Annotated in this window: 30 protein-coding genes and 1 tRNA gene; 10 read left to right on the top strand and 21 right to left on the bottom strand. The window is 68.8% G+C overall.

From position 1 onward, the window contains the following. The first annotated feature begins 69 nt into the window (after window positions 1-69). Entirely contained in the window at window positions 70-525 is a 456-nt protein-coding gene (locus ACFFDA_RS18925; RefSeq protein ID WP_404482322.1) for a DUF805 domain-containing protein, read from the top strand. Between the two features lie 27 nt (window positions 526-552). On the opposite strand, the gene ACFFDA_RS18920 is transcribed toward ACFFDA_RS18925, so the two are convergent. Next, complete coding sequence (locus ACFFDA_RS18920) at window positions 553-3078, bottom strand: ABC transporter permease (protein WP_404482321.1); 2526 nt, start codon at window positions 3076-3078, stop codon at window positions 553-555. 33 nt (window positions 3079-3111) lie between these two features. Further along, window positions 3112-3858: an ABC transporter ATP-binding protein gene (locus ACFFDA_RS18915; RefSeq protein WP_404482320.1), complete on the bottom strand. Its 747-nt coding sequence runs from the start codon at window positions 3856-3858 to the stop codon at window positions 3112-3114. A 51-nt stretch (window positions 3859-3909) separates the two neighbouring features. Here ACFFDA_RS18915 and ACFFDA_RS18910 point away from each other — a divergent pair, with 51 nt between their 5' ends. Continuing rightward, the gene (locus ACFFDA_RS18910) at window positions 3910-4620 is read left to right on the top strand and encodes an arylesterase (protein WP_404482319.1); all 711 of its coding nucleotides are present in this window, start codon (window positions 3910-3912) and stop codon (window positions 4618-4620) included. Window positions 4621-4640: 20 nt separating this feature from the next. Here ACFFDA_RS18910 and recF read toward each other — a convergent pair whose 3' ends face one another. Both recF and ACFFDA_RS18900 read right to left on the bottom strand, forming a co-directional pair. Beyond that, complete coding sequence (recF, locus tag ACFFDA_RS18905; protein WP_404482318.1) at window positions 4641-5747, bottom strand: DNA replication/repair protein RecF; 1107 nt, start codon at window positions 5745-5747, stop codon at window positions 4641-4643. Window positions 5748-5798: 51 nt separating this feature from the next. After that, a complete protein-coding gene (locus ACFFDA_RS18900) occupies window positions 5799-6539 on the bottom strand; it encodes a queuosine precursor transporter (RefSeq protein ID WP_404482317.1) in 741 nt (246 codons plus the stop codon). Window positions 6540-6638: 99 nt separating this feature from the next. Between ACFFDA_RS18900 and ACFFDA_RS18895 the strand changes: the two genes are divergently transcribed. Beyond that, window positions 6639-6715, top strand: a tRNA-Arg gene (locus ACFFDA_RS18895). A gap of 212 nt (window positions 6716-6927) precedes the next feature. On the opposite strand, the gene ACFFDA_RS18890 is transcribed toward ACFFDA_RS18895, so the two are convergent. Then, window positions 6928-7098, bottom strand: a complete 171-nt coding sequence (locus ACFFDA_RS18890; RefSeq protein WP_404482316.1) for a hypothetical protein — start codon at window positions 7096-7098, stop codon at window positions 6928-6930. A 260-nt stretch (window positions 7099-7358) separates the two neighbouring features. On the opposite strand from ACFFDA_RS18890, the gene ACFFDA_RS18885 reads away from it, so the two are divergent. The 3 genes from ACFFDA_RS18885 to ACFFDA_RS18875 all read left to right on the top strand — a co-directional run bounded on the left by ACFFDA_RS18885 (window position 7359) and on the right by ACFFDA_RS18875 (window position 10564). Then, window positions 7359-8669 carry a sugar MFS transporter gene (locus ACFFDA_RS18885; protein ID WP_404482786.1) on the top strand — a complete coding sequence of 437 codons (1311 nt, stop codon included), beginning with the start codon at window positions 7359-7361 and terminating at the stop codon, window positions 8667-8669. A 121-nt stretch (window positions 8670-8790) separates the two neighbouring features. After that, window positions 8791-9105 carry a PilZ domain-containing protein gene (locus tag ACFFDA_RS18880; RefSeq protein ID WP_404482315.1) on the top strand — a complete coding sequence of 105 codons (315 nt, stop codon included), beginning with the start codon at window positions 8791-8793 and terminating at the stop codon, window positions 9103-9105. A gap of 175 nt (window positions 9106-9280) precedes the next feature. Then, on the top strand, window positions 9281-10564 hold the full coding sequence (locus tag ACFFDA_RS18875; RefSeq protein WP_404482314.1) for an MFS transporter: 1284 nt from the start codon (window positions 9281-9283) through the stop codon (window positions 10562-10564). Window positions 10565-10646: 82 nt separating this feature from the next. Here the strand turns inward: ACFFDA_RS18875 and ACFFDA_RS18870 are convergent, their stop codons facing one another. The 8 genes from ACFFDA_RS18870 to ACFFDA_RS18835 all read right to left on the bottom strand — a co-directional run bounded on the left by ACFFDA_RS18870 (window position 10647) and on the right by ACFFDA_RS18835 (window position 15804). Beyond that, on the bottom strand, window positions 10647-11441 hold the full coding sequence (locus ACFFDA_RS18870; protein WP_404482313.1) for an NUDIX domain-containing protein: 795 nt from the start codon (window positions 11439-11441) through the stop codon (window positions 10647-10649). 453 nt (window positions 11442-11894) lie between these two features. After that, a complete protein-coding gene (grxD, locus tag ACFFDA_RS18865; protein ID WP_404482312.1) occupies window positions 11895-12224 on the bottom strand; it encodes a Grx4 family monothiol glutaredoxin in 330 nt (109 codons plus the stop codon). A 29-nt stretch (window positions 12225-12253) separates the two neighbouring features. Beyond that, window positions 12254-12487, bottom strand: a complete 234-nt coding sequence (locus ACFFDA_RS18860) for a BolA family protein (protein WP_404482311.1) — start codon at window positions 12485-12487, stop codon at window positions 12254-12256. Window positions 12488-12498: 11 nt separating this feature from the next. Next, window positions 12499-12816, bottom strand: a complete 318-nt coding sequence (locus ACFFDA_RS18855; protein WP_404482310.1) for a DUF1476 domain-containing protein — start codon at window positions 12814-12816, stop codon at window positions 12499-12501. Window positions 12817-13054: 238 nt separating this feature from the next. Next, on the bottom strand, window positions 13055-13654 hold the full coding sequence (gene leuD, locus ACFFDA_RS18850) for a 3-isopropylmalate dehydratase small subunit (RefSeq protein WP_404482309.1): 600 nt from the start codon (window positions 13652-13654) through the stop codon (window positions 13055-13057). Then, on the bottom strand, window positions 13654-13836 hold the full coding sequence (locus tag ACFFDA_RS18845; protein ID WP_404482308.1) for a hypothetical protein: 183 nt from the start codon (window positions 13834-13836) through the stop codon (window positions 13654-13656). The genes leuD and ACFFDA_RS18845 overlap by 1 nt, the downstream gene beginning before the upstream one ends. Window positions 13837-13849: 13 nt before the next feature. Beyond that, window positions 13850-15289, bottom strand: a complete 1440-nt coding sequence (gene leuC, locus ACFFDA_RS18840) for a 3-isopropylmalate dehydratase large subunit (protein WP_404482307.1) — start codon at window positions 15287-15289, stop codon at window positions 13850-13852. A gap of 143 nt (window positions 15290-15432) precedes the next feature. Next, the gene (locus ACFFDA_RS18835) at window positions 15433-15804 is read right to left on the bottom strand and encodes a hypothetical protein (RefSeq protein WP_404482306.1); all 372 of its coding nucleotides are present in this window, start codon (window positions 15802-15804) and stop codon (window positions 15433-15435) included. Window positions 15805-15973: 169 nt separating this feature from the next. Here ACFFDA_RS18835 and ACFFDA_RS18830 point away from each other — a divergent pair, with 169 nt between their 5' ends. Then, window positions 15974-16495: a sterol desaturase family protein gene (locus tag ACFFDA_RS18830; protein WP_404482305.1), complete on the top strand. Its 522-nt coding sequence runs from the start codon at window positions 15974-15976 to the stop codon at window positions 16493-16495. Between the two features lie 60 nt (window positions 16496-16555). Here ACFFDA_RS18830 and ACFFDA_RS18825 read toward each other — a convergent pair whose 3' ends face one another. Continuing rightward, window positions 16556-16915, bottom strand: a complete 360-nt coding sequence (locus ACFFDA_RS18825) for a YbaN family protein (RefSeq protein ID WP_404482304.1) — start codon at window positions 16913-16915, stop codon at window positions 16556-16558. Beyond that, window positions 16902-17312, bottom strand: coding sequence for a SufE family protein (locus ACFFDA_RS18820; protein ID WP_404482303.1), 411 nt, complete (start codon window positions 17310-17312; stop codon window positions 16902-16904). Before ACFFDA_RS18820 ends, ACFFDA_RS18825 begins: the two co-directional genes overlap by 14 nt. Before the next feature lie 183 nt (window positions 17313-17495). Here ACFFDA_RS18820 and ACFFDA_RS18815 point away from each other — a divergent pair, with 183 nt between their 5' ends. Continuing rightward, window positions 17496-19553 (top strand): NAD(+) synthase, encoded by a 2058-nt coding sequence (locus tag ACFFDA_RS18815; protein WP_404482302.1) that lies wholly within the window; start codon window positions 17496-17498, stop codon window positions 19551-19553. A gap of 61 nt (window positions 19554-19614) precedes the next feature. On the opposite strand, the gene ACFFDA_RS18810 is transcribed toward ACFFDA_RS18815, so the two are convergent. From ACFFDA_RS18810 to ACFFDA_RS18785, 6 genes are read right to left on the bottom strand one after another with little or no spacing between them, the layout of a single operon-like run. Next, window positions 19615-19863, bottom strand: a complete 249-nt coding sequence (locus tag ACFFDA_RS18810) for a hypothetical protein (protein ID WP_404482301.1) — start codon at window positions 19861-19863, stop codon at window positions 19615-19617. Continuing rightward, on the bottom strand, window positions 19860-20177 hold the full coding sequence (locus tag ACFFDA_RS18805) for a hypothetical protein (protein WP_404482300.1): 318 nt from the start codon (window positions 20175-20177) through the stop codon (window positions 19860-19862). The genes ACFFDA_RS18810 and ACFFDA_RS18805 overlap by 4 nt, the downstream gene beginning before the upstream one ends. Continuing rightward, the gene (locus ACFFDA_RS18800) at window positions 20174-20455 is read right to left on the bottom strand and encodes a hypothetical protein (protein ID WP_404482299.1); all 282 of its coding nucleotides are present in this window, start codon (window positions 20453-20455) and stop codon (window positions 20174-20176) included. The genes ACFFDA_RS18805 and ACFFDA_RS18800 overlap by 4 nt, the downstream gene beginning before the upstream one ends. A gap of 27 nt (window positions 20456-20482) precedes the next feature. Beyond that, entirely contained in the window at window positions 20483-20875 is a 393-nt protein-coding gene (locus ACFFDA_RS18795; RefSeq protein WP_404482298.1) for a PspC domain-containing protein, read from the bottom strand. A 30-nt stretch (window positions 20876-20905) separates the two neighbouring features. Continuing rightward, a complete protein-coding gene (gene pspA, locus ACFFDA_RS18790) occupies window positions 20906-21766 on the bottom strand; it encodes a phage shock protein PspA (protein WP_404482297.1) in 861 nt (286 codons plus the stop codon). Further along, on the bottom strand, window positions 21763-22005 hold the full coding sequence (locus tag ACFFDA_RS18785) for a hypothetical protein (protein ID WP_404482296.1): 243 nt from the start codon (window positions 22003-22005) through the stop codon (window positions 21763-21765). Before ACFFDA_RS18785 ends, pspA begins: the two co-directional genes overlap by 4 nt. Before the next feature lie 159 nt (window positions 22006-22164). Here ACFFDA_RS18785 and pspF point away from each other — a divergent pair, with 159 nt between their 5' ends. Next, window positions 22165-23178: a phage shock protein operon transcriptional activator gene (pspF, locus tag ACFFDA_RS18780; protein ID WP_404482295.1), complete on the top strand. Its 1014-nt coding sequence runs from the start codon at window positions 22165-22167 to the stop codon at window positions 23176-23178. Window positions 23179-23511: 333 nt separating this feature from the next. Beyond that, a complete protein-coding gene (rimP, locus tag ACFFDA_RS18775) occupies window positions 23512-24084 on the top strand; it encodes a ribosome maturation protein RimP (RefSeq protein WP_404482294.1) in 573 nt (190 codons plus the stop codon). Window positions 24085-24086 lie beyond the last annotated feature (2 nt).

Here is a 24086-nt window from a genome sequence, read left to right as displayed (position 1 = left end):
TATAGTCTCGGCAGCAAGGCAGGTGCATGGCGCAGAAGGCGCCTGCCGATGCAGAAATAGGGGAAAGTCATGCTCGACTACATGCTGTTGCCGTTTCGTCGTTACGCCGAATTCAGCGGCCGTTCGCGCCGGATGGAGTTCTGGTCGTTCAGCCTGCTCAACCTCATCGTGGTGATGGTGCTGATGGGAGCCGCCTTCGGGTCCGGCTTCTCGTACCGGGCGCTGGTCATGGGCAACGAGGCGGCAAGCGGCATCGGTGCCGTCACGATGATCCTGTTCGGCCTGCTCGGGCTCTACGGCCTTGCCGTGCTGGTGCCGACGATCGCCGTCACCGTGCGCCGCTTCCACGACCGCGACATGAGCGGGTGGTGGTATCTGGGCTTCATCGTCCTGGGCCTGATCCCGCTGGTCGGCTGGATCGCCAGCATTGCGCAACTCGTCATCATGTTCCTGCCCGGCACTCCCGGCCACAACCGCTTCGGCGCCGACCCCAAGGACCCGAGCGGGGCCGACGTCTTCGCATAGGCGGGACCGTGCGGGCCTTACCGACCCTCACAGTTCCCTCAGCGCCCGCGCCGGTTTCGCCCGCAGCAGCGGCAGCGAGCCGGCCAGCGCGAAGCCCAGGATCAGCGCCAGCCCGGCCCCGAGCACCGCGAGGATCCGGGGCCAGTCGGGCAGCCAGGTGAAATCGAACAGTTCGACGATTACCGCCCAGGCCATGGCGCTGCCGGCGGCGAGCGCGACGACCGCGAGCACCGCGCAGATGATCCCGTATTCGGCCATCTGCAGGACCAGCAACTGGCGCCGGCTCGCGCCCAGCACGCGCAGGATCACCGTGTCGTAGGTCCGGCTGGCCCGCGCCGCGGCGATGGCCCCCAGCAGCACCGCAAGGCCCGCGAGCACCGCCACCGATGCGGCCGCCAGGATCGCCGCGGACATCTGGTCGAGCAGGTCGCGCGCGTCGCGCAGGAGGCTGCCGGTCTCGATCACCGAGCTGGACGGGAAGGCGCGCACCAGCCGGGGCAGCAGGCCGGCGGTCGCGGCGCCGCCGGGCACCTCGATCGTGGCGGCGAGGTTGTGCGGGGCATCGGCCAGTGCGTTGGGCGAGAAGACGAGGACGTAGTTGAAGCCCAGCGAATCCCAGTCGATCCGGCGCAGCGCGGCGATGCGGGCAGTCCGCTCGACACCCAGCACGCTCACCGTCACGTAGTCGCCCACCTTGAGCCCGATCGTGGCGGCGAGGTCCTGGTCGAGCGAGACCAGCGGCTCGCCCCGATAGATTTCCGGCCACCACTTGCCTGAGGTCACGGTGCTGCCTTCGGGCACGGCGACCGAGTAGGTGAGGCCACGCTCGCCGCGCAGGGCCCAGGCGCCGTCGGGCAGGTCCTTGCCCAGCGAGGATACCTTGGTCATCGCCTCCTTCGGCCCATAGGCGAGGATGCGGCCCCGCAAGTTGGGCACCAGCTTGACCGCGGCGCCGGGCACCGTCTGCGTCACCGCATCGCGAAAGTCCGCCGCCTTGTCGCGCGGCACGTCGAGCACGAAGAAGTCGGGCGCGCGATCCGGCACGGTGCGGCGGATGTTGGCCTCCAGGCTCGTCTGGACCGCGGCGATCAGCACGAAGGCGGAAAGCCCGAAGCCGAGCGCGGTCACCAGCGCGCCCGTCTGCGCGCCGGGGCGGTGCAGGTTGGCGAGGCCGGCACGCAGCATCGGCCCGCGCGGGCGGGGCAGGCGCGCGGCCAGCTTGCGGATGCCCAGGCCGATCAGCGCGAGCAGTCCCAGCATCACTGCCGATCCTGCGAGGAAGCCCAGCGTCACCAGCGGCTGCGCGGCATTGGCGAGCGCCAGGGCGACGATCGCGGCAAGGCCCAGGCCCACCGGCAGGGCGAGCGCCTTGCGGTCGGCGGCGAGCGGCGAAACCCGCGAGCGCATCAGCGCCATCGCCGGCCAGCCGCGGGCGCGCACCAGCGGCGGCGCGGCGAACACCAGCGCCACCAGCAGGCCATAGGCCGCCGCCGTCGCCAGCGCGACGGGCGAGACGGTGAAGCCGGTCTGCACCGGCAGCAGGCTCTGCAATGCCGAGGCGAGAAGCGGGGTCACCAGCACGCCCGCCGCCAGTCCGGCAAGGCTTCCCGCCAACGCGGCGGCCCCCACCTGCAGCAGGTAGATGCGCGCAATGTCGCCGCTGGTCGCGCCCAGCACCTTGAGCGTCGCGATCGAGGTGCGCCGCGCTTCGAGGTAGGAGGACACGCCGCCGCCGATGCCGATTCCCGCGATCACCAGCGCGGCGAGGCCGACGAGCACGAGGAACTCGCCCATGCGGCTGACGAAGCGCCCGGTGGCGGGGGAGGCGCCTTTGCGGGTGCGGGTGTCGAACGCGCTCTCGCCGAAGCGGTCCTTGAGCCGGTCCACCACCGGGTCGGGATCGCGCAAGGGATCGGCGAAGCGCACGCGCACGACGCTGCGGTACATCGCCCCCGGCGTCGTGAGTCCGGCGCGGGCGGGCAGGTCGAGCGGGACGACGGCGGTGTCGCCGAGCGCGAAGCCCTCGCTCATCTGTTCCGGGTCGGCAAGGAGGATGCCGCCGACGGTGACGGGCACGCCGCCAAGGTCGATGCGCCCGCCCTTGCCGACGCCGAGCCTCGCGGCGGTGCCCCGGGCGATCCACACCGTGCCTGGAGGCGGCGCGCCGACGCGGCGGCCGTCGACCAGTTCGAGCCTTCCGTAGAGCGGCCAGGCCCCGTCCACCGCCTTGAGCGCGACTGGCGCCGTGGCCTCGCCGCGGCTGGCGATCGCCTGCATGCGCAGCCCCTGCGAGACTTTGCCGAGGCGGGCGAGGGCGGCGGTCTCGGCGCCGGTGAAGCCGCGCTGCCAGACTTTCAGCTCGATGTCGCCGCCCAGGATCTCGCGCCCGCGCGCGCCCAGTTCGCTCTCGATCGAGCCGGTCAGCGTCCCGATCGCGGCGATCGCGCCGACGCCCAGGAACAGGCAGACGAGCAGGAGCCTGAGCCCCCGGAACCGCGCTGAAAGGTCGCGCCGCGCGATGGTCCAGGCGGTCCGCCAGGGAAGGGTGGTCATTCCCCGCCGCCCGGGACGACGGCTGGCTTGACGTCATGCATGAACGTCGCTCGCGATCCGGCCGTCGGCCAAGGTCACCACGCGTTCGCAGCGTCGGGCGAGGCTTTCGTCGTGGGTGATGATGAGGAGCGTGGCGCCGGCCTCGGCGCGGCGGGCGAACAGCAGGTCGACGATCGCGGCGCCGGTGGCGGCATCGAGGTTGCCGGTCGGCTCGTCGGCGAAGACCAGCGCGGGGCGCGGGGCCAGCGCGCGGGCGATGGCGACGCGCTGCTGCTCGCCGCCCGAAAGCTGCGCGGGATAGTGCGACAGGCGATGGCCGAGGCCCACCGCGACGAGTTCCGCCTCGGCCCGCTCGCGCGCCTGGGGCATGCCGGCCAGTTCCAGCGGGGTAGCGACGTTTTCGAGCGCGGTCATCGTCGGCAGCAGGTGGAAGGCCTGGAGCACGACGCCGATCCGCCCGCGCCGGGCGCGGGCCAGGTCGTCCTCGCCCAGTGCCTTGCCCTCGGCCCCAGCGAAGCGCTGCCCGGCCACCTGGAGCGTGCCCGAACTGGCGCGCTCCAGTCCGCAGAGCACGGCCATCAGCGAGGACTTGCCCGAGCCCGAGGGGCCGAGCAGCGCCAGCGTCTGGCCCAGCGGCACAGCAAGGTCGAGCCCCTTGAGGATTTCCACCGCGCTTTCCCCGGAGCCCAGCGTCAGCCGCAGGTCCCTTGCAAGAATGGCCGGAGCCGGGTCGATCTGGGAAGGGGCGGGGGAGTGGGCAGGGCTTGTCACGATCCCCATATGGGATAGCACCATGCGGTCCGACAAGTCGCGGACGCTAAGGAGTTTGCCTTGAGCCGCGTTTCCCTTGCCCTCCTTGCCGTTTTCACCCTCGCGCTGTCCGCCTGCGACAAGGCCCCGGCGCCCGCCCCGCAACCCAGCGAAAGCGCACTCGACGCGCCGCCCCGGATCCCGGTCATGGGGCCGGAGCGGCGGATACTGGCGTTCGGCGATTCGCTGCTGGCGGGCTACGGGCTGGAGGACGGCGAAAGCTATCCCGACCGGCTCGAACAGGCCCTGCGCGCGCGGGGCGTCAATGCGAAGATCGCCAACGCCGGCGTTTCGGGCGACACCACGGCGGCCGGCCTGCAGCGGCTCGACTTCACCCTCAAGAGCCAGCCCGCCAAGCCGGAGCTGGTGATAATCAGCCTGGGCGGCAACGACATGCTGCGCTCGCTCCCCCCGGCCGAGACGCGCGCGAATTTCGAGGCGATCCTCAAGCGGCTTAAGGAGGAGAAGATTCCGGTCGTCGTGCTGGGGATGCTGGCGGCGCCGAACCTGGGGCGCGATTACGCGCAGTCGTTCAACCCGATCTACCCCCAGCTTTCCCAGAAGTACGGGGCGGTGCTGGTGCCGTTCTTCCTCCAGCCGGTGATCGACAAGCCCGACCTCATGCAGGACGACCACGTCCACCCGACCGCCATCGGCATCGACGCGATCGTCTCCGCGACGGTGGACGACGTGGCGGACGCGCTGGCGAAGGACGGGAAGAAGGTGGAGTAGGGACTGGCGGGGCGGCGACCTCAGCTCACCCGCAGCACCGCGCCCGAACGGACCTCCCAGACCGCCGCCTCGCCCGCGATCGCCTCGAACGGGGCGAGTTCGGTGCCGGTCAGCCAGACTTGCGCCGAGCCGGCGCGCAGGCGGTCGAACAGGGCTTCGCGGCGCACGGGGTCGAGATGGGCGGCCACTTCGTCGAGCAGCAGCAGGCGCGGGCGGGCCTCGCCGTCGCCTTCCAGAAGCTGCGAATGGGCGAGGGTCACCGCGATCAGCATCGCCTTCTGCTCCCCCGTCGAACAATCGGCGGCGGGTTGGCCCTTGCCGGCCATCGTCACCGCCAGCTCGTCGCGGTGCGGGCCGACGAGCGTGCGTTGAGCGGCGCGTTCGCGAGGGCGGTTGTCGCGCAGGGCCTCCGCCAGCGCCTCGGCATCGAGCGGGCCGCCCGGCAGGTAGGCGAGCGAAGGCCGGGCGAAAGGCGCGTCGGGCAGGGTCGCCAGCATGTCTTCCAGCCGGGCTACGAGGTTGGCGCGGGCGGCGGCGACCAGCGCCCCGGCCTCGGCGACTTGCGCTTCGATGGCGTCGAGCCAGCGCGGGTCGGGCGCGCGCTCGTCGGACAGCAGGCGGTTGCGTTCGCGCAGCGATCCTTCCAGCCGCGCGGCATGGCCGGCATGGCCGGGGTCGATCGCCAGCACCAGCCGGTCGAGGAACCGCCGCCGGGCGCCCGCGCCCTCGACGAAGAGGCGGTCCATCGCCGGGGTCAGCCAGCCGATCGAGAGCCATTCGGCAAGGCTGAGCGCCGAGGCCTGGGCGCCGTTGACCTGGACCAGCCGCCGACCGGGCCGATCCGCCGCGATCCCGGTGCCGAGGCGCACGGGCTCTGCGCCCGGTGCCGCGAGGTCCGCGCTTACCGCGAAGCCGCCATCGGCGCTTTCGTCGTTTCCATCCTGATTGGGCATATCGGCCAGTTGCGCGCGCCGCAGGCCGCGACCCGGCGCCAGCAGGCTGATGGCCTCGAGCACGTTGGTCTTGCCGGCACCGTTCTCGCCCACCAGCAGGTTGAACTGCGCAGTGCCTTCCACCGCGGTCTCGCGGTGGTTGCGGAAACGGGACAGGAGAATGCGGTCGAGCATGTCGCAGGCTGCCTAGCCGCACTTGCGCGGCATTGCGAGCGATGCCGGGGCTTATACCGCCTTGGTTTTTGCGAAGGGCGAGAAGTCCAGGTTCTCGTCGAAGACCTCGACGCCCTCGCGCGCCTTGAGCCAGCCGACCACCGCGTAGGTCACCGGGGTCAGGACCGCTTCCCACAGGACCTTCATGCCCCAGTTGGTGACCATCACGGTGAGGACCTGGGTGGTGGTCCAGGTGCCGAGGAAGGCGATCGGGTAGAACAGCGCGCTGTCGACCGCCTGTCCGAACACGGTCGAGCCGATGGTGCGGGTCCACAAGTGCCTGCCGCCGGTGAGCAGCTTCATCTTGGCCATGACGAAGGAATTGACGAACTCGCCGGCCCAGAATGCGGTGACCGAGGCGAGTACGATGCGCCAGGTGGAGCCGAACACGGCCTCGTAGGCCGACTGGCCGTCCCAGCCGTCGGCCGGGGGCATGGCGACGACGACGAAGCTCATGAAGGCCATGAACACCAGCGCGAAGAAGCCCATCCACACGCAGCGCCGCGCATTGGCGTAGCCGTAGACTTCGGTGAGCACGTCGCCGATCACGTAGCTGACGGGGAAGAACAGGATGCCTGCACCGAAGGTCACGCCGCCCAGCGAGGCCAGCTTGGAGGCGCCGATCAGGTTGGACAGCAGCAGGATCGCCACGAAAGCGGCCATCGTATAGTCGAAATAGCGGAAATGTCGCCGGGCACCGGCAAGGCCGTCGATTCGGGACAGGTTGGTTTGCGCGTCCGGGCTGGCATTCATGGCCTGTGCGTAACCCGGCTTTTGTGCGGCGCAAAGCACAAGTTTGCGTCGCGGCAGCGGTTTGCCAAGGCGCGCAACCGCGCTATGGGGAACTCGCGCGCGCCCGTAGCTCAGCTGGATAGAGCACGAGCCTTCTAAGCTTGGGGTCACAGGTTCGAACCCTGTCGGGCGCGCCATTTCCATTGAAAATGGTCGCCCTGTTTTCACGCGGGTGTTCGAACCGTGTTCGAACGGGCGCGCCATGTCCCCGATTCGGCCAAAGAGCTGAAAAACCCCGAACCCAAACGACAAAAACCCCGCGGATCAGGCGGAGTGCGTCGTCATGCTATCGAGGGGGAAGTCGCAGGGCCCGGCGGCGATCGACGCGCGCCGGACCCTGTCGGCCGGATTAAAGCGCTTCGGAAGCGGCTTCGCTGGGAACGTCGGTGGCATCGCCGGTCACGACTTCGTCCGGAGCATCGGTCACGGCTTCGGTCGGGGCGGCAGTGGGTTCGCTGTGGCAGGCGGAGAGAGCCAAAGCGGCAGCCGATGCGAGCGCGGCGAAAGCAATCTTCTTCATGCGTAGTCCTTTGCAAGGTTTGGTTCACAGGCCGCCGAGATGCGAGTGGCCTGCGATGGGCCCCATTTGATGCCCTGAGCAACACAGCGCAATTGATTTTTGCTGCAGTGCACGAATTCTCCTCCAATTCTGCACAAGCCGGGCTGCAGCGCATCCGGGCTGCAATCGCTTGCCCTGCCCGGAAAAAGTGCGCAAAGACACGTCCCTCGACGCTAAACGACCTTAATACCGACCTCCGGGAGAACGCGGCAATGGCCGTCATGATGGATACCAGCAGCAGCAGCACCGACTCCGGATTCGGGGAGGAAGTGCCCGGCGGCCACGTCGATGCGCCGGAACTGCGGTACTTCGTGATGGCGCTGTTCTTCATCTTCGGCGGCATCACCAGCCTCAACGACGTCATCATCCCCAAGCTCAAGGAGCTGTTCACGCTCAGCTACACCGAGGCGATGCTGGTGCAGTTCTGCTTCTTCGCCGCCTATGCCGCGATCGGCATCCCGGGCGCCATGCTGGTGCGCAAGGTCGGCTACATGCGCGGCGCGGCGGCGGGCCTGGGGATCATGATCCTGGGCTGCCTGGCCTTCATTCCCGCCTCGCAGACCGCGATCTACTGGCTGTTCCTCGCCGCCTACTTCGTGCTGGCGGCAGGGGTGGTCATCGTCCAGGTCGTCGCCAACCCGCTCATCAGCCTGCTCGGCAAGCCCGAGACGACCAGTTCGCGCCTGACTTTCGCACAGGCGTTCAATTCCCTGGGCACCACGCTCTTCCCGATCGCCGGCTCGGTGCTGATCCTGGGCAGCCTCGCCACGGTCTCGGCCAAGGACCTCGCCGGACCCGCGCTCGACGCCTATCGCAGCGCCGAGAGCCAGGCGATCGTCCACGGCTATCTCGGCATCGCCGTCGCCCTCGCGCTCGTCGCGGGCGCGGTGTGGATGTTCCGCAATCGCCTGCCGATGGAGAAGCACCAGGACAAGGGCGCCGACGGAGCGGGCCTCGCCGGGCTCGACCTGCTCAAGCGCGGCCGCTTCGGCTACGGCGCGCTGTGCATCTTCCTCTACGTGGGCGCGGAAGTCTCGATCGGTTCGCTGATCGTCAGCTATCTGATGCAGGACCACGTCCTGGCGCTGCCCGAGCAGTCCGCCGGCAAGCTGATCGGCCTCTACTGGGGCGGCGCGATGATCGGCCGGTTCATCGGCTCGGCGGTGCTGCGGGTGCTGAACCCGGGCCTCGTGCTGGTCTTCAACGCCTGCGCCGCGATCGCGCTGATCGCGCTGTCGATCACCACCACCGGCCATGTCTCGGGCTATGCGCTGCTGGCGGTGGGCCTGATGAACTCGATCATGTTCCCGACCATCTTCAGCCTCGCCTGCGAGAAGCTGGGCACCCGCGCGGCGGACGGCTCGGGGATCATCAACGTGGCGATCTGCGGCGGCGCGATCGTACCGATGGCGACCGGCGCGCTCGCCGACGCCACCGGCGGCAACCTGGGCATCGCGCTCGTCCTGCCGGCGCTGTGCTACGCCGTGATCGCCGGCTTCGGCCTCTTCGCGAGGAAGCCCGCGGTCGCTTGAGAACCGGCTTCGAAAGTCGCCGGACGGCGATTTCCGGGTCCGGTTCCGGACTTTGCCAAGGAGCCTTCGGGCAAGGGCGGCCTTTAATCGAAGTTAAACTGAATCGCGCTAGCCTCGCGCCATGACCCGCCGCATCCTTCCCCGACGTTCGCAGCGACGCTCCGTCGCGATGGCCGTCCAGTGCCGTACCCAGAGCGGGCTGCGCGACGACGGGGAGATTTCGGACATTTCCGTCGAAGGCTGCTGCCTGCGGATGCGCGGGCTCTACTTCCGGGTCGGCGCGCGGCTCATCATCCGCCCGCAAGGGATGGAAGGAATGCCCGGCGTCGTGCGCTGGATCAGCGGCGACCTCGCCGGCGTCGAGTTCGACCGACCGATCTACGGCCCGGTGCTCGAACACCTCGCGAAGGCACACGCGCTCCCCCAACGCGCCTGACGGGCAGGCCGCAGACGCCGCCGACGGCGGGCAACGTCGCCCGGGCGGATTCTCGCGCGCGGCGATCGAAAGTCCTGGCCACGGAACGAGGGCGCCCGGCACACTCCCCCCGCATGCGACCGGCGCCTTTCCGCCGGCAGACCCGGCCAATCGGGCAAGCATCGGGAGAGAGAGCTTGGCACTATCGACCAGCCCTGGAGGCGAGGGCGCGAATCACCTGAGCGCCGACCAACCGGCCCCCAACCATCCCCTGGCCGTCCGCATGGGCGTGATCGCCGGGGTCTCGCACAACATGGTCATCGGCACCGTCATGGGCTCCTTCGGGCTCATGCTGGCCTCGGTCGAGCAGCGGCTCGGCGTCAGCGCGGAGCAGGCGGCGGCGGGCATTCCGCTGGTGCTGGTGGGCTCCTCGGTGCTCGCGCCCTTCGTAGGCGTGCTGATCGCCCGGGTCTCGCTGCGCCTGCTGCTGCTGGTCGGCGCGCTGCTGACCGTGGCCGGCTACCTGACGCTGGCCTGGACGAACAGCTACGCGCTCTACCTCATGGCCTACGGGCTGTGCTTCGGGCCGGCGCTGAGCCTTGCCGGATCGATCGGCCCGGCCACGCTGGTGACGCGCTGGTTCAACCGCAACCGCGGACTCGCACTGGGCATCGTCCACCTGCCGGTTGTCATCGCCGTGGTGCCCTGGACGCTGGAGCGCGCGCTGTCGGTGACGTCGGCGGGGACCATCTACCTCGTCATCGGCCTGCTCTGTGCGGCGCTGATGCTACCGCTGGTGCTGCTGGCGATCGACCACCCGCCCGGCCAGGTCGAAAGCGTCGCTCCCGGCCCGCGCGAGAATCGCACCGCCGACGGATCGCTGAGCATGGCGCAACTCGTCGCCCGGCCACGGTTCTGGGCGATCTCGCTGGCGGCGGTGGCGAGTATGGCCAGTTCGGTCCTGCTCGGCTCGCTGCTGGTGCCCATGGGCCTGTCCTGGGGTTTCACCAGGCCCGAGGCGGCGCTGCTGCAGTCCATCATGTCGCTGGTGGGCATCGCTGGGTCGGTGTTGTTCGGCTGGATCGCCGACAGGATCGGCGGCGGCCGCGCGCTGGCGCTGATCGGCTTCGACTGCGCGGTGCTCTGGGCGATCCTGCTGCAGCACCCGCCGTTCTGGCTGGCGGCATTGGTGATCGGCCTCATCGGCATGCACGGCGCCGGTGCGATCCCGACACTGGGACGCGGGCTGTCCGATGCCTTCGGGCAGGCCAGCTACAGCCGCGGCTTCGGGCTCAACACGCTGATCGGGCTGCCGTTCATCGCCTTCGCGGTGGTCGGCTCGGCGCGAGTCCACTCGCTCACCCGCAGCTACGACGGCGCGATCCTGGCGATGGCCGGGTTCTTCGTGCTGGCGGCGATACTGGGGCTCTACGGCGCGGGCGGGCCGAAGGCGAAGGAGCCGCTGCCGGCTGCCGCATAGAGCGATTTTTTCCAATCGGATGAAATCGTCTGGCGACTAGGAAAATCGCGTGCAAACAAAGGCCAGTCCGCGCTGGGGCGGTTCACCCGCGCCGCGCGGTCGCTTTCGGCTGGCCGAGCACCGGGTAGCCATGGCCGGCGGCAATGACCAGCCATTCGCCGTCGTCGCGGTTCTCGAGAGTCGGGTGGATGCGTGCGACGGGATGCGCGGCGATGTCGGCCAGCGCTTCGGCGTGGTCGGCATAGCGTGCCAGGCGCTCGAGGTTGCGGCGGGTGGGAAAGATCACCGAGATCTCGCCGCTGTCCGCCATCTCCAGGGCCCGTGCGGCGCCGGTCCAGAACAGGCGGGTGTTCTCGGTGGCATCGACGGTGATGTCGACCGCGCCGGTGCCCAGGTCGGTCACGAAGAAGCGGGTGTCGAAGGCCTTGTCCCACAACGGGCACCAGTGCGCGAAGAACGTCAGCGCGGCGGGCTCCAGGTCCCAGCCGAAGCGGTCCAGCACGGTGCCGAGCCGGCCGTCCTCCAGCAGCAGCGCGCGCGCCGCGGCCGCTTCGGCGGCGCCTACGGGCTGGCGGGTGGCGATCATCAGGCCGGTTTCCTCCAGCGTCTCGCGGATCGCGGCGACGCGGGCGGCGGCGATCTCCTGCGCCTCGTCGGGCAGGAGGCGGCGGGCCAGCTCGTAGTCGGCGGGATCGACGCGGCCGCCGGGGAACACCGCGGCGCCACCGGCAAAGCGCATTTCCTTCGCACGCTGCACCATCAGCACTTCGAGGGGCCCGCTGGCCGTCGGGCGGCGGAAGATCACGACCGTCGCGGCAGGGACGACAGAGGGCCCGTCGGCGGGCATCGGCTGGTCTGAGGGAGCAGTGGAGGGCATCCCCCGGCTGTCGCCCGCAAGCGCCGGGGCGGCAAGGGGAATTTGCGTCGCTCCGGCGGAAAAGGGTGTCGGTGTGCTTTACACATGGTCGACACGAGGCGTTGCTCGGTGCTGCAGGACTGGCGGTTTTCGGGCGATGGTTGAAACTGGCACGCCTCGTGCTTAGTTATATTTCGTACCCTGAAGCAGTCTCGATAGAGGCGGGGCCGATCAGTCTCACGGCCCCGCCTCCCCGACTCCTTGACCTCGGTATTTCCCGATATCGCCAGCCCCGACTTGATCCGGGACCATGGGCAGGGCCGCACGAGCACGAGCGCGGACTCAGCGTCGCATTGGCCCGTCGCGCGCTATAGCCTCCACAGTGCCCCGCGGTCCCGGGACGACGGGAGGGGCGAACGCGAAAGGCCCGGGCGTTTCCACCCGGGCCTTCGAGATGCGGCGCCTGCGCGAGGGTCAGTTTTGCGCGGCGATCCCGGCGTCGGCGACGAGCTGGTGCAGCTCGCCGGCCTCGTACATCTCCATCATGATGTCGCTTCCGCCCACGAATTCGCCCTTGATGTAGAGCTGCGGGATCGTCGGCCATTCCGAGAAGGCCTTGATGCCCTGGCGGATTTCCATGTCCTGCAGCACGTCGACGGTCTCGTAGGGGACCGCGAGGTGTTCGAGGATGGCAATGGCGCGGCTGGAGAAGCCGCACTGCGGGAACAACGGGGTGCCCTTCATGAACAGGACCACGTCGTTGCTGTTTACGATGCCGGCGATGCGGGCGTTGACGTCGGACATTTTCGGATAACCTCTAACTGTATGCGACGTCAGTTGGGGACGGCGGTGGTGAGTTGCAAGGCATGGAGCACACCGCCCATGCGGCCGCCCAGCGCTTCGTAGACCAGCTTGTGCTGGGCGACGCGGGGCTTGCCGGCAAAGCTGGCGGAGACGACATGCGCGGAATAGTGGTCGCCGTCGCCGGCGAGGTCGGTGATCGTCACCTCGGCGTCCGGCAGTGCGGCGCGGATGAGGGTTTCGATTTCTTCGGAAGACATCGCCATGGGGAAAGTCCTTAACCCAGGAAGGCGCGGCGCGCCTCGACCTGCTTGGCTTCGAGCGCGGTGCGGATCTCGCCCTCGGTGGTGTCGACGCCGGCGGCGGTGAGGTCGCCCAGCAGCTTGCGGATCACGTCCTCGTCGCCGGCTTCCTCGAAGTCTGCCTGGACGACGGACTTGGCGTAAGCGTCGGTCTCGGCCGGGGAGAGCTTCATGCGCTCGGCCGCCCATTCGCCGACGAGGCGGTTGCGGCGGGCCTGGATGCGGAAGGTGGTGTCGGCGTCGTGCGCGAACCTGGCTTCTTCGGCGCGTTCGCGATCCTGGAAACTCGTCATCGGACAACCTCGAATGATAGCGTCTCGCAAGTGCGAAGGCGCGGGGTCGGTTTCAGCCGATACGTTGCGCGGGGGCCGGGTTCAATCCCGATTCGTCTCCAGCGCCGATCCTCCCTGTAGCGAAGCGATGGGAAGGCGGCAGTCGCTTGGCGGCTGAGCGAGGGCTTCTCTCCCTCCACCACGACTGCCTCGGCGGTCCCCCTCCCCATCGCGTTGCGCGACGGGGAGGATCTGCGCGTCAAGCGCTCGCCAGGGTCCTGGCCAGGAACGGCAGGCTTTCGCGGGCCTTCGCCTCGTGCGCCGCGATCGCGTCGCCCTGCGCCATCGTCAGGCCCACTTCGTCGAGGCCATTGAGCAGGCAGTGCTTGCGGAAGGAGTCGATTTCGAAGGTGAAGCGGTCCTGGAACGGGGTCGTCACGGTCTGCGTATCGAGGTCGATGTCGATCGGCTGGTCCTGCGCGACCTCCATCAGGCGGTCGATCGCGGCCTGCGGCAGCGCCACGGTGAGGATGCCGTTCTTGAACGCGTTGCCCGAGAAGATGTCCGAGAAGCTCGGCGCGATCACGCACGTCACGCCCATGTCGAGCAGCGCCCAGGCGGCATGCTCGCGGCTGGAGCCGCAGCCGAAGTTGTCGCCGGCGATGAGGATCGGCGCGCCGGCCCAGCGCTCGTCGGTGAAGACGTTGCCGTCCTCCTTCTTGATCGCCTCGAAGGCGCCTTCGCCCAGGCCGTCACGGGTGACGGTCTTGAGCCAGTGCGCCGGGATGATGACGTCGGTGTCGACGTTCTTGCGGCCGAAGGGGATCGCCTTGCCGGCGACGTGGTTGATCGCCTGCATCAGTCGGTCGCTTCGGGATAGTGCGGCGCGGTGCTGGTGGCGCCGGGCTTGGCGTCGGCCTTCTTGCGGTCGCTGCGGCGCTTCACGAAGAGAAGCGCGGCGGCGATGGCGGCGGAGCCGATGGCGGCGCCGGCGGCGAGGGCGGCCCGGGAGGCCAGCGAGTTTTCGGAATCGTCGGACATGGCGGCTATCCTATCAGTTCGCGGCGACGAGGTCGCGCACGTCGGTCAGCTTGCCGGTGACGGCAGCGGCGGCGGCCATCGCCGGGCTCATCAGGTGGGTGCGTGCACCCGGGCCCTGGCGGCCGGTGAAGTTGCGGTTGCTGGTCGAGGCGCAGCGTTCGCCCGAGGGAACCTTGTCCGGGTTCATCGCCAGGCACGCCGAGCAGCCCGGCTCGCGCCATTCCAGGCCCGCGTCGATGATGATCTTGTCGAGCCCCTCCGCCTCGGCCTGTTCCTTGACCAGGCCCGAGCCGGGGACGACGATCGCCCACTTGACGTTGTCGGCCTTGTGGCGGCCCTTGAGGACTGCGGCGGCGGCGCGGATGTCCTCGATGCGGCTGTTGGTGCAGCTGCCGATGAAGACGTTCTGCACTTCCACGTCGGTCAGCCTGGTGCCGGGGACGAGGCCCATGTATTCCAGGCTGTGCTTCACCGCGTCGCGCTTGGAGGCGTCGGCGAAGTCCTCGGGGCTGGGGACGAGGCCGCCGATCGCCGAGGTGTCCTCGGGGCTGGTGCCCCAGGTGATGGTGGGCTGGATGTCCTCGGCGCGGATGTGGACCGACTTGTCGAACGTCGCGCCGGCATCGGTCGCCAGGCTCTTCCACCAGGCGAGCGCCTTGTCCCAGTCCTCGCCGGTGGGCGCGTAAGGGCGTCCCTTCACGTATGTGAAGGTGGTCTCGTCGGGCGCGACGAGGCCGGCGCGGGCGCCGCCCTCGATCGCCATGTTGCACACCGTCAGGCGCCCCTCGATGGTCATCTCGGTAAAGACGTTGCCGCAGAACTCGATGACGTGGCCGGTGCCGCCGGCCGTGCCGATGACGCCGATGACGTGCAGGACGACGTCCTTGGGCGTGACGCCGGCGCCGAGCTTGCCCTCGACGCGCACTTCCATCGACTTCGACTGCTTGAGCAGGAGCGTCTGCGTGGCGAGCACGTGCTCGACCTCGCTGGTGCCGATGCCGAAGGCCAGCGCACCCAGGCCGCCATGGCTGGCGGTATGGCTGTCGCCGCACACGATCGTCGCGCCGGGCAGCGAGAAGCCCTGCTCGGGACCGACGACGTGGACGATGCCCTGCTCGCGGTCGGCATCGCCGATGTAGCGGATGCCGAAGGCAGGTGCGTTCGTCTCCAGCAGGTCGAGCTGCTGCGCGCTCTGGCGGTCGGCGATGGGCACGCGTCCGCCGGCCGAGTCGCGGCGGGCGGTGGTGGGCAGGTTGTGGTCGGGAACCGCGAGCGTAAGATCGGGACGGCGCACCGGACGGCCGGCGGCGCGAAGGCTTTCGAAAGCCTGCGGGCTCGTCACTTCGTGGACGAGGTGCCGGTCGATATAGATGAGGCAGGTGCCGTCGTCGCGTCTGTCGACGACGTGGGCGTCCCAGATCTTCTGGTAGAGGGTGCGCGGTTTGTTTGTCATGATGAGGCGCGATTAAGCGCGCGGGGCCTTCAATTCAAGGGGCAAGGGCGGATTCGCTCGCTGTGCGGCGGTACTTTCATGCGCCGGCAGGCCCGACCTCCTTCGCGAAGGGCCGGACCTGCCTGATTTTGCGTATTTTCGTTTCAGCCGCGGCGACGATCGCGGTCGTGGCGCTCGGCGCGCAGGGCGACCTGGACCCTGTCGACGCGGCTTTCGAGGATGCGGGTCTCCTGGCCGCTCAGGCCGCCGCGGGCGTACTGGGCGTAGAGGCGCTGGATATTGGCGGCGTCGCGGCGCAGGCCCGCGGCTTCGCGCTGCGAGATCGTGCGGCGGGCGGCGGCGCGATCGATCTGGCCGCGCAGGCCCTGGATGTCGGCGCGGATCGAGGCGTTGCGGTTGGGCGTGTAGCGCGCCGCCTCGTGGCGGGGCGCAGCCTCGGCGATGGTCGGTGCAACTGCCGAGAAGCCGAGGACGGCGACGAGGGCGGGGGCGACGAGCTTGGTGAACTTGCGCATGGTGACACTCCTATGTTTGAACCCTGGGTCGGGGAGGTTCGCGACCTCGCTTCCGATGCATTCAGGTTTAGGGTTTTGAAGCTGAACGCCAGCGATATGACCCGTCGCACAAAAGTGTGCGATTGTAAGAGAGTGTCGCAAGGCCGCGCGGGGCTGCTATAAGGCCGCCATGTCCGTCCCCGCCGTCATCGCCATCGTCGTTGCCACCGTCGCCGCCATGGAGTTCGTGGCGTGGTCGAGTCACAAGTACGTCATGCACGGCTTCGGCTGGGCCTGGCACCGCGACCATCACGAACCGCACGACAAGCTGCTCGAGAAGAACGACCTCTTCGCCCTGTTCGGCGCCGCGATCAGCATCGCGATGTTCGCGCTGGGCTCGCCGCTGGTCATGGGGGCGCAGGCGTGGGGGCCGGGGACCTGGATCGGGCTGGGCGTGCTGGTCTACGGCGTCATCTATACGCTGGTCCACGACGGCCTGGTGCACCAGCGCTACTTCCGCTGGGTGCCCAAGCGCGGCTACGCCAAGCGGCTGGTGCAGGCGCACAAGCTGCACCACGCGACGATCGGCAAGGAGGGCGGGGTGAGCTTCGGCTTCGTCCTCGCCCGCGATCCCGCCACGCTCAAGCGCGAGCTGCGCGAGCAGCGGGCCCGGGGCATCGCGGTGCTGCGCGAGGCGGTGGAGGAGCGGTGAAACCTGTCGTCGTCCCGGACCTGATCCGGGACCGTGGCGCTTCTCTACTCCAACGCCTCGTTACTCTGGCCTCGTCCAGATCCACGTCCCGATCGTCGCCAGCACCGCGACCGGGATCAGCGTCCACCAGCCGCCGGCAGTGAACCAGACCACCGCCACGCTCACCGCCATCGTCGCCAGCGCCGCAATCTTGCCCTTGCGGCTGATCGCGCGGCGGTCGCGCCAGGCGCGCAAGTGGTGGCCGTGGGTGGGGTGGTCGTAGAGTCGCTCGGCCAGTTCCGGGTTGCCCCTGGAAAAGCACCAGATCGCCAGCAGGTAGAACACGACCGTGGGCAGCAGCGGCACGAAGATGCCCAGCGTGCCGAGGCCGACGAAGACGATCCCGCCGGCGTACCAGGCGCCGCGGCTAAGCTTGTGCATAGCGCGCCGCGGTCTCCCGGATCAGCGCGATCATGTTGGGCACACCCTGGGTGCGGTTGGACGAAAGCTGGTTCTTCAGGTCGAACGGGGCCAGGGCCTCGGCGATGTTAGTGGCGGCGACCTCGGCGGCGGGCCGGTCCTGCACGCTGGCGATCACCAGGGCGACGATGCCCTTGGTGATGCCGGCGTTGCTGTCGGCGAGGAAGTGCAGGGTCCCGTCCTCGCGCGCGGTGGGATAGACCCAGACGCTGGCCGAGCAGCCGCGCACCTTGGTGGCGTCGGTCTTGAGCGCGTCGGGCATGTCGTCCAGCTCGCGGCCCAGCTCGATGAGGAGGCGATAGCGTTCGTCGCCATCGAGGAATTCGTATTCTTCGCGGATGTCGTCGAGGCTGCGCATGGCATCGGCATTTAAGCCGGAAGGTCCGCAGGGCAAGGGGAAGATTGCACGCCAATCGTCGTGGCGGGCTTGATCCGGGGCCGTGGGGGGTGCTTTAGGCAGTGCCTTGCCGTGAGTTTGTGCCTCAGGCGCTGCCCACGGTCCCGGATCAGGTCCGGGACGACGAAGGACAACGCGAACGCCATGACCGAAGACCGCAGCCATCCTTTCTATGCTCTTCACGAACACGGCTTCGTGCGCGTCGCCACGTCCACCCCCAGGGTGCGCACCGCCGACGTCGCCTTCAACCGCGACGCCGTGCTCGCCGAGGCGCGCCGGGCGCATGCGGCGCATGTCGACCTGCTGGTCTTCCCCGAACTGTCCCTGTCGTCCTACGCGATCGACGATCTGCACTTGCAGGGGGCGGTGATCGAGGCGGTCGAGGCGGCCATCGCCGAGGTGGTGAAGGCCAGCGCCGATCTCTCCCCGGTGCTGCTGGTCGGCGCGGCCCTGGCGCGCAAGGGGCGGCTCTACAACTGCGCGCTGGTGATCGCGCACGGGCGCCTGCTGGGGGTGGTGCCCAAGTCCTACCTGCCCAATTACCGCGAGTTCTACGAGAAGCGCTGGTTCGCCAGCGGCAAGGCGATGCGCGGGGCCACCATCGCGGTGAACGGGCAGGAGGTGCCGTTCGGCGTCGACCTCGTCTTCGCCAGCGAGGTGCTGCCCAATTTCCGCTTCTTCGTGGAAATCTGCGAGGACTTCTGGGCGCCGACCCCGCCCTCGTCGCTGGGGGCGATGGCGGGTGCGACGATCCTGGCGAACCTGTCGGCCTCCAACATCGTCATCGGCAAGTCGGACGAGCGCCACATGCTGGCGCGCGCGCAGTCGGCGCGGGCGATGGCGGCCTATGTCTACTGCGCCGCCGGACATGGCGAGAGCACCACGGACCTCGCGTGGGACGGGCAGGGTATCGTCTACGAGCTGGGCGACCTGCTCGCCGAATCGGAGCGCTTCTCGCTCGATCCCGAGTTGTGCGTGGCCGACGTCGACTGCGACCGCATCGTCCTGGACCGCCTGCGCGCGCCGACCTTCAACGATGCCGCCGAACTCGCCGGCCGGCCCGAGGAGACGTTCCGCACCGTCTCCTTCCGCCATGCCCCGGCGCGCGGCGACATCGGCCTCGTGCGTCCGGTCGGGCGCTTCCCCTTCGTCCCCGCCCGCGCCGACAAGCTCGACGCCGACTGTTACGAGGCGTTCAACATCCAGGTCGACGGGCTGATGCGGCGGCTGGAATCGACCGGCTCGAAGTCGATGGTGATCGGCATCTCGGGCGGCCTCGATTCCACCCACGCGCTGATCGTCGCCGCGCGCGCCTGCGACCGGCTCGGCCTGCCGCGCACCACGATCCGCGGCTATACGATGCCCGGCTTCGGCACCAGCGAGGGCACGAGGTCCAACGCCTGGAAGCTGATGAACGCGGTCGGCATCACCGCGGAGGAGATCGACATCCGGCCCGCCGCCACGACGATGCTGCGCGACATCGGCCACGCCTTCGCGGATGGCGAGCCGGTCTACGACGTCACGTTCGAGAACGTGCAGGCGGGGCTGCGAACCGACTACCTGTTCCGTCTCGCCAGCCAGAACAGTGGCTTCGTGATCGGCACCGGGGACTTGTCCGAGCTGGCGCTCGGCTGGTGCACGTACGGCGTCGGCGACCAGATGAGCCACTACGCGGTGAATGCGGGCGTGCCCAAGACGCTGATCCAGTACCTGATCCGCTGGTGCGCCACCACCGACCAGTTCAGCGCCTCGACCGAGGAGATCCTGCTGGCGATCCTGGCCACCGAGATCTCGCCCGAACTGGTCCCTGCCGGCGCCGACGGCGCGATCCAGAGCACCGAGGCGAAGATCGGGCCCTACGAGCTGAACGACTTCTTCCTGCACCACGTCATGCGCTTCGGGCAGAAGCCCTCGAAAGTCGCCTTCCTCGCCTGGCACGCCTGGCGCGAGGCGTCGGCGGGCGCCTGGCCCTCGGGCTTCCCCGATGCGAAGAAGAACGAATACGACCTGGCGACGATCCGTTCGTGGCTGGAGAAGTTCCTGCGCCGGTTCTTCGCCTTCAGCCAGTTCAAGCGCTCGGCGATCCCCAATGGCCCGAAAGTGTCCTCGGGCGGGGCCCTGTCCCCCCGCGGCGACTGGCGCGCGCCGTCGGACGCCAGCGCGGCGGTGTGGCTGGCGGAACTGGATGCAAGGGTGCCGTAACAGTCGGGAGTCGATGACGCCCGGCGCTGCCGACCGGGTTCCCGATCCCGCGTTGCGCGGTTCAATCCCGCAGTTTCTCGATCTCGCGCGCCAGGTCGTTGCCGCGCTTGTCGTCGGTGGCGATGCGTTCGAGGACGATGATGCGCTTGCGCATTTCCTCGACCTCGCGTTCCAGTTCGTGCTCGCGGGCGGTGTGGTCGTAGCCTTCGCGCGGGCCTCGCCTGTCGCCGAGGGCGCGGTAGCGTTGCGCTTTCAGCCAGGTTACGCAGCCGATCGCGAAAAGCACGACCACGGCAGTCCAGAAACTCATTGCTTGGTCACCTCTGCACGCTCGAACGCGGGGGTCTGGTCATGGCCGGCATCGCGCAAGGCCTCGATCTGGTAGGCGATGTCCCTAGCGCTGCCGCCATCCGTGATGATCCTTTCCAGCACGCGCACGCGATTTTCCAGTTCGGAATTGTGCGTCGCATACTGCGCGGCCTTTTCCGCGGTGTGCCCGGCGGTGATCTCGAGCTTGCGCTCGAGGAACGCGAGCCGCCGCTTGTAGACGCCCGCCAGGATGCCGAACACCGCCACCATCGCGCCCATGACGGCGGCGAGGCCCATGAAGTCGCCGAAGCTCATTGCCGGGTGGTCCCTTGCTTTGCGGCCTCGACCTCGCGGGTGTCGCGCAAGGCCTCGATCTGCACCGCCGTGTCGTAGCCGCCGTCGGTGATGATGCGCTCGAGCACGCGCACGCGCTCCTCCAGCTCGCGCGAGTGCGAGGCGTATTGCGCGGCCTTCTCGGCGGTGGCCTCGATCTGCAGTTCGGCGAGCTTGCGCTGGTGCCTGGTCCAGATCGCGAAGCCGCCGACGATGAACGGCGCGAGCGGTATGAGCAGCGCCAGAGTTCCCGTATCCACTGTCTGTCCCCTGTTGCCCGGATGCGCTCAGCGCAGGCTGTCGATCTCGGCGGCGAGGCGCGAGTTGCTGTTGGAATAGTGCGCTTCCATGTCCGCGATCCGGCGGTCCATGTCGGACAGGTCGGTGCGCAGGTGGCTCGACGGCACCGAGCGGCCCAGGCCCTTGCGGTTGCGGCGGCGCTCGAAGCGGCGGAGCAGGCGCATTTCCTCCTCCTCGCTGTAGAGCCCGATGGGGCGCTTGTCGGCGAGCAGGGCGATGGCGATGTAGATCGGGATCACCACCGGCGAGACGAAGATCAGCAGCATGACCGCCGCGAGGCGGACCCAGAAGCTGTCGACTTCGGTATAGTCGGCGATCCCCGCGCAGACGCCTGCGAGCTTGGCGTTCGACTTGTCGAGATAGAACTGTCCGCGTGACACTGGTTATTCCTTTCCCTGGGCTTGGCGCGTTTACTGCTCGGTCGACGTCTTGGCGGCCTGGTCCCGCGAGCCCATGGCGCGCTTCATCTCGGCCAGTTCGGCATCGATCGTGTCGCCATCGGCGAGCGCGGCGATTTCCTCGGCGAGCGTGGGCTGGCGATGGTCGGAGAGGCTCATGGCCTCGGCGCGGCCTTCGGCGTAGTCCACGCGGCGCTCGAGCTGGTCGAACCGGGCCATTGCCTCGTCCACGCGCTCGCTTGCCAGCAAGGTGCGCAGTTTGACGCGATTCTCCGCGCTCTGCAACCGTGCCGCGATCGAGGACTGGCGGCTGCGGGCTTCGCGAAGGCGCGTCTGCAGTTTCTCGATGTCGGCCTCGTAGGCGCGCAGGGCATCGTCGAGCACCAGCACTTCGCCGGCCAGTTGCTCGCCCATGTCGGCGGCCTTCTTGCGCTCCACCAGCGCGGCGCGGGCAAGGTCCTCGCGGCCCTTCGAGAGCGCGAGCTGCGCCTTGTCGGCCCAGTCGGCCTGCAGCTTGTCGAGCTTGCCGACGTGGCGGCGCAGTTCCTTCTGGTCGGCGATCGTGCGGGCACTGCTGGTGCGCACTTCCACCAGCGTCTCCTCCATCTCGAGGATGATGAGGCGGATCATCTTCGCCGGGTCCTCGGCCTTGTCGAGCAGGTCGTTGAAGTTGGCGGCGACGATGTCGCGGGTGCGGGAGAAGATGCCCATGGCGGTAGTTCCTCGTGCGAAGTTCGTGGTGAACGGGCGGGGGTTGGCCGCGCCGTTCCTATCGGAAGCGGTGTAGCGATAGGCGCGGGCGGTGGCCGCGCCTTCGCCGGGACGTTCGGGCGAATTCTGGAGGATCTCGACCTCCGCGTCGAGCCTGCTCATGCCAGCGGCGCTCCGCAGGTGTGGCTCTTGGCCCCGGCGTCGGCGGAGGCAGCGTAGGCCTTGGTGGCGACGCCGAACTGGTCGGCCATTGCGTAGAGGTTGAGCGCGCCCATCGCGAGGAGGCTGGCGATGATCGCCCAATCCAACTTCGTACGGGCCAGCCTGGTGCGGGCGAGCGTGGAGCGCACTGGCGTGGAGCGAACCTCTCGCGGTGCGGTGCTGGCGGTGTGCGATGACATGGCGGCGTTTCCTCTGGGTCCTGAACGTTGTTGCCGAGGTTATCGCAATGACCGTGCCAAACTGCACGGATGGCGAAAATTCGCGCTTTTGGCCGGGTGTCGCGCGGTTGCGACGAAAATGAATTGCCAATGAACGGGAAATTTCGCTAACATTTGGGAATGGAGCGTGAAGCCCAGTTCATCGGCCAGTCCACGGCCTTCCTCGACGCGGTCGAGCGCGCCAGCCGTGCCGCCGCCGTGCGCCGTCCCGTGCTCGTGATCGGCGAGCGCGGCACCGGCAAGGAACTGATCGCCCAGCGCCTCCACCACCTCTCGCCGCGCTGGGGCGAACCGCTCGTCACGCTCAACTGCGCGGCGCTGCCCGAGACGCTGATCGAGGCCGAACTGTTCGGCCACGAGGCGGGCGCCTTCACCGGCGCCACCCGCGCCCGCGCCGGCCGCTTCGAGGAAGCGGACCGCGGCACCCTGTTCCTCGACGAACTGGGCAACCTGTCGATGGGCGCGCAGGAACGCCTGCTGCGCGCGATCGAGTACGGCGAGGTGGTGCGCATCGGCTCCTCGCGCCCGCTGACGGTCGACGTGCGCATCGTCGCCGCCACCAACGCCGACCTGCCGCGCATGGCCGCGGCGGGCCGGTTCCGCGCCGACCTGCTCGACCGCCTGAGCTTCGAGGTCATCACTCTCCCGCCCCTGCGAGCCCGCGAAGGCGACGTGGCGGAACTGGCCGACTACTACGGCCGGCGCATGGCGAGCGAGCTGGAATGGGGCCGCTGGCCGGGCTTTTCAGCCGCGGCCATGGCGGCGCTCGAAGCGCACGAATGGCCCGGCAACGTGCGCGAATTGCGCAACGTGGTCGAGCGCGCCGTCTACCGCTGGGGGGATGAAGGCAGCGCGATCGGAGAGGTGGTGTTCGACCCTTTCGCCAGCCCCTGGCTCATGTCGCCGCCGGTCGGAGAGCGCGCGGTCGCGGCTGCGTCGATGGAGGTGGGGGAGGAGGAGGAGCCCCCGGCCTCGCTGCGCGCGGCGGTCGAGGCCCACGAACGCGCCCTCCTGCTGGCGACGCTGGAGCGCCTGCGCTGGAACCAGCGCAAGGTCGCCGGCGCGCTCGGGCTGACGTACGACCAGTTGCGGCATTGTTTGAAGAAGCACGGGCTGCATCAGGGGCGGGGGTAGGGCTCCGGTGCGCCGTTGATGGTCCCGCGGAATTTTACGACATGCGGCGATTATACGAAGCATGCCCGCTCAACAACCTGTCCGGGCTTCGGAATTGAACGGCGAAGGTGGCTTCGCTCGCCGACCACGACCTCGCCATCGGCAACGCCCGCGACACCCCGATCTCCGGCTTCTGACCGCCCGACGCCCACGCGGTCCAACCACCCCCTTGCCTTTTTCCAGAATCGCGCCTATCTGGCGCTCATCCCGACATGGTGAAACAAGGTTGGGCTGGCGCCGGTAGGGGCCGGCGCGAAACCGCGTTGTAGCGCATGTGATGATCTGGAGCGTCGTTTGGTCGATATCGTACGTCTTACCGAAGTGATCGAACCGGAGGTCAAGGCCCTGGGCTTCGATCTCGTGCGCGTGCGCGTCTTCGGCAAGAGCGAGGTCGGCGACGACGAGATCGCGCTGCAGATCATGGCCGAGGACCCCGCTACCGGGCAGCTCGTGCTGGACGACTGCGCGGCGCTCTCGCACCGGATTTCGGATCGCATGGACGTGCTCGAGGCCGCCGGCGAGACGCTGATCGAGGAAGCCTATCGGCTCGAGGTCAGCTCGCCGGGCATCGATCGCCCGCTCACCCGTCCCAAGGACTATGCCAAGTGGGGCGGCCACGAGGTCAAGGTGAACCTCGTCAATCCGATCGAGGGCAACCGCAAGGGCCTCCATGGCGACCTCGTTGGAATAGAAGGCGAAGCAGGCGCGGAACTGGTGACGGTCACGGACAAGAAGTCCGGCACCGTCAGCTTCCCGCTGGCAGACATTCAATCGGCTCGGCTTATCCTTACCGACAAGCTGATCGCAGCAAGCCGCCCGCTGGATACCAGCGGTGCAGACGACATTCTTGAGGAACAGGAAGACTAAGC

It is taken from the genome of Novosphingobium sp. BL-52-GroH (assembly GCF_044813085.1).
Lineage (GTDB): Bacteria > Pseudomonadota > Alphaproteobacteria > Sphingomonadales > Sphingomonadaceae > Novosphingobium.
The sequence above is the reverse complement of the archived record's forward strand: the minus strand, read 5'-3'. Positions and strand labels throughout refer to the sequence as shown.

Bases quoted from the DNA above. Each gene is read 5' to 3' on its own strand.
- ACFFDA_RS18900 (WP_404482317.1), bottom strand. From the start codon at position 6,539: ATGAATGCCAGCCCGGACGCGCAAACCAACCTGTCCCGAATCGACGGC.
- grxD (WP_404482312.1), bottom strand. From the start codon at position 12,224: ATGTCCGACGTCAACGCCCGCATCGCCGGCATCGTAAACAGCAACGAC.
- ACFFDA_RS18885 (WP_404482786.1), top strand. From the start codon at position 7,359: ATGATGGATACCAGCAGCAGCAGCACCGACTCCGGATTCGGGGAGGAA.
- recF (WP_404482318.1), bottom strand. From the start codon at position 5,747: ATGCTCGACCGCATTCTCCTGTCCCGTTTCCGCAACCACCGCGAGACC.
- pspA (WP_404482297.1), bottom strand. From the start codon at position 21,766: ATGAGCAGGCTCGACGCGGAGGTCGAGATCCTCCAGAATTCGCCCGAA.
- ACFFDA_RS18810 (WP_404482301.1), bottom strand. From the start codon at position 19,863: ATGAGTTTCTGGACTGCCGTGGTCGTGCTTTTCGCGATCGGCTGCGTA.
- ACFFDA_RS18825 (WP_404482304.1), bottom strand. From the start codon at position 16,915: ATGCACAAGCTTAGCCGCGGCGCCTGGTACGCCGGCGGGATCGTCTTC.
- ACFFDA_RS18890 (WP_404482316.1), bottom strand. From the start codon at position 7,098: ATGAAGAAGATTGCTTTCGCCGCGCTCGCATCGGCTGCCGCTTTGGCT.
- leuD (WP_404482309.1), bottom strand. From the start codon at position 13,654: ATGCAGGCGATCAACCACGTCGCCGGCAAGGCGATCCCCTTCGGCCGC.
- ACFFDA_RS18920 (WP_404482321.1), bottom strand. From the start codon at position 3,078: ATGACCACCCTTCCCTGGCGGACCGCCTGGACCATCGCGCGGCGCGAC.
- ACFFDA_RS18845 (WP_404482308.1), bottom strand. From the start codon at position 13,836: ATGTCCGACGATTCCGAAAACTCGCTGGCCTCCCGGGCCGCCCTCGCC.
- ACFFDA_RS18870 (WP_404482313.1), bottom strand. From the start codon at position 11,441: ATGCCCTCCACTGCTCCCTCAGACCAGCCGATGCCCGCCGACGGGCCC.
- ACFFDA_RS18820 (WP_404482303.1), bottom strand. From the start codon at position 17,312: ATGCGCAGCCTCGACGACATCCGCGAAGAATACGAATTCCTCGATGGC.
- ACFFDA_RS18860 (WP_404482311.1), bottom strand. From the start codon at position 12,487: ATGGCGATGTCTTCCGAAGAAATCGAAACCCTCATCCGCGCCGCACTG.
- ACFFDA_RS18815 (WP_404482302.1), top strand. From the start codon at position 17,496: ATGACCGAAGACCGCAGCCATCCTTTCTATGCTCTTCACGAACACGGC.
- pspF (WP_404482295.1), top strand. From the start codon at position 22,165: ATGGAGCGTGAAGCCCAGTTCATCGGCCAGTCCACGGCCTTCCTCGAC.
- ACFFDA_RS18830 (WP_404482305.1), top strand. From the start codon at position 15,974: ATGTCCGTCCCCGCCGTCATCGCCATCGTCGTTGCCACCGTCGCCGCC.
- ACFFDA_RS18855 (WP_404482310.1), bottom strand. From the start codon at position 12,816: ATGACGAGTTTCCAGGATCGCGAACGCGCCGAAGAAGCCAGGTTCGCG.
- ACFFDA_RS18805 (WP_404482300.1), bottom strand. From the start codon at position 20,177: ATGAGCTTCGGCGACTTCATGGGCCTCGCCGCCGTCATGGGCGCGATG.
- ACFFDA_RS18925 (WP_404482322.1), top strand. From the start codon at position 70: ATGCTCGACTACATGCTGTTGCCGTTTCGTCGTTACGCCGAATTCAGC.
- ACFFDA_RS18835 (WP_404482306.1), bottom strand. From the start codon at position 15,804: ATGCGCAAGTTCACCAAGCTCGTCGCCCCCGCCCTCGTCGCCGTCCTC.
- ACFFDA_RS18915 (WP_404482320.1), bottom strand. From the start codon at position 3,858: ATGGGGATCGTGACAAGCCCTGCCCACTCCCCCGCCCCTTCCCAGATC.
- leuC (WP_404482307.1), bottom strand. From the start codon at position 15,289: ATGACAAACAAACCGCGCACCCTCTACCAGAAGATCTGGGACGCCCAC.
- ACFFDA_RS18880 (WP_404482315.1), top strand. From the start codon at position 8,791: ATGACCCGCCGCATCCTTCCCCGACGTTCGCAGCGACGCTCCGTCGCG.
- ACFFDA_RS18785 (WP_404482296.1), bottom strand. From the start codon at position 22,005: ATGTCATCGCACACCGCCAGCACCGCACCGCGAGAGGTTCGCTCCACG.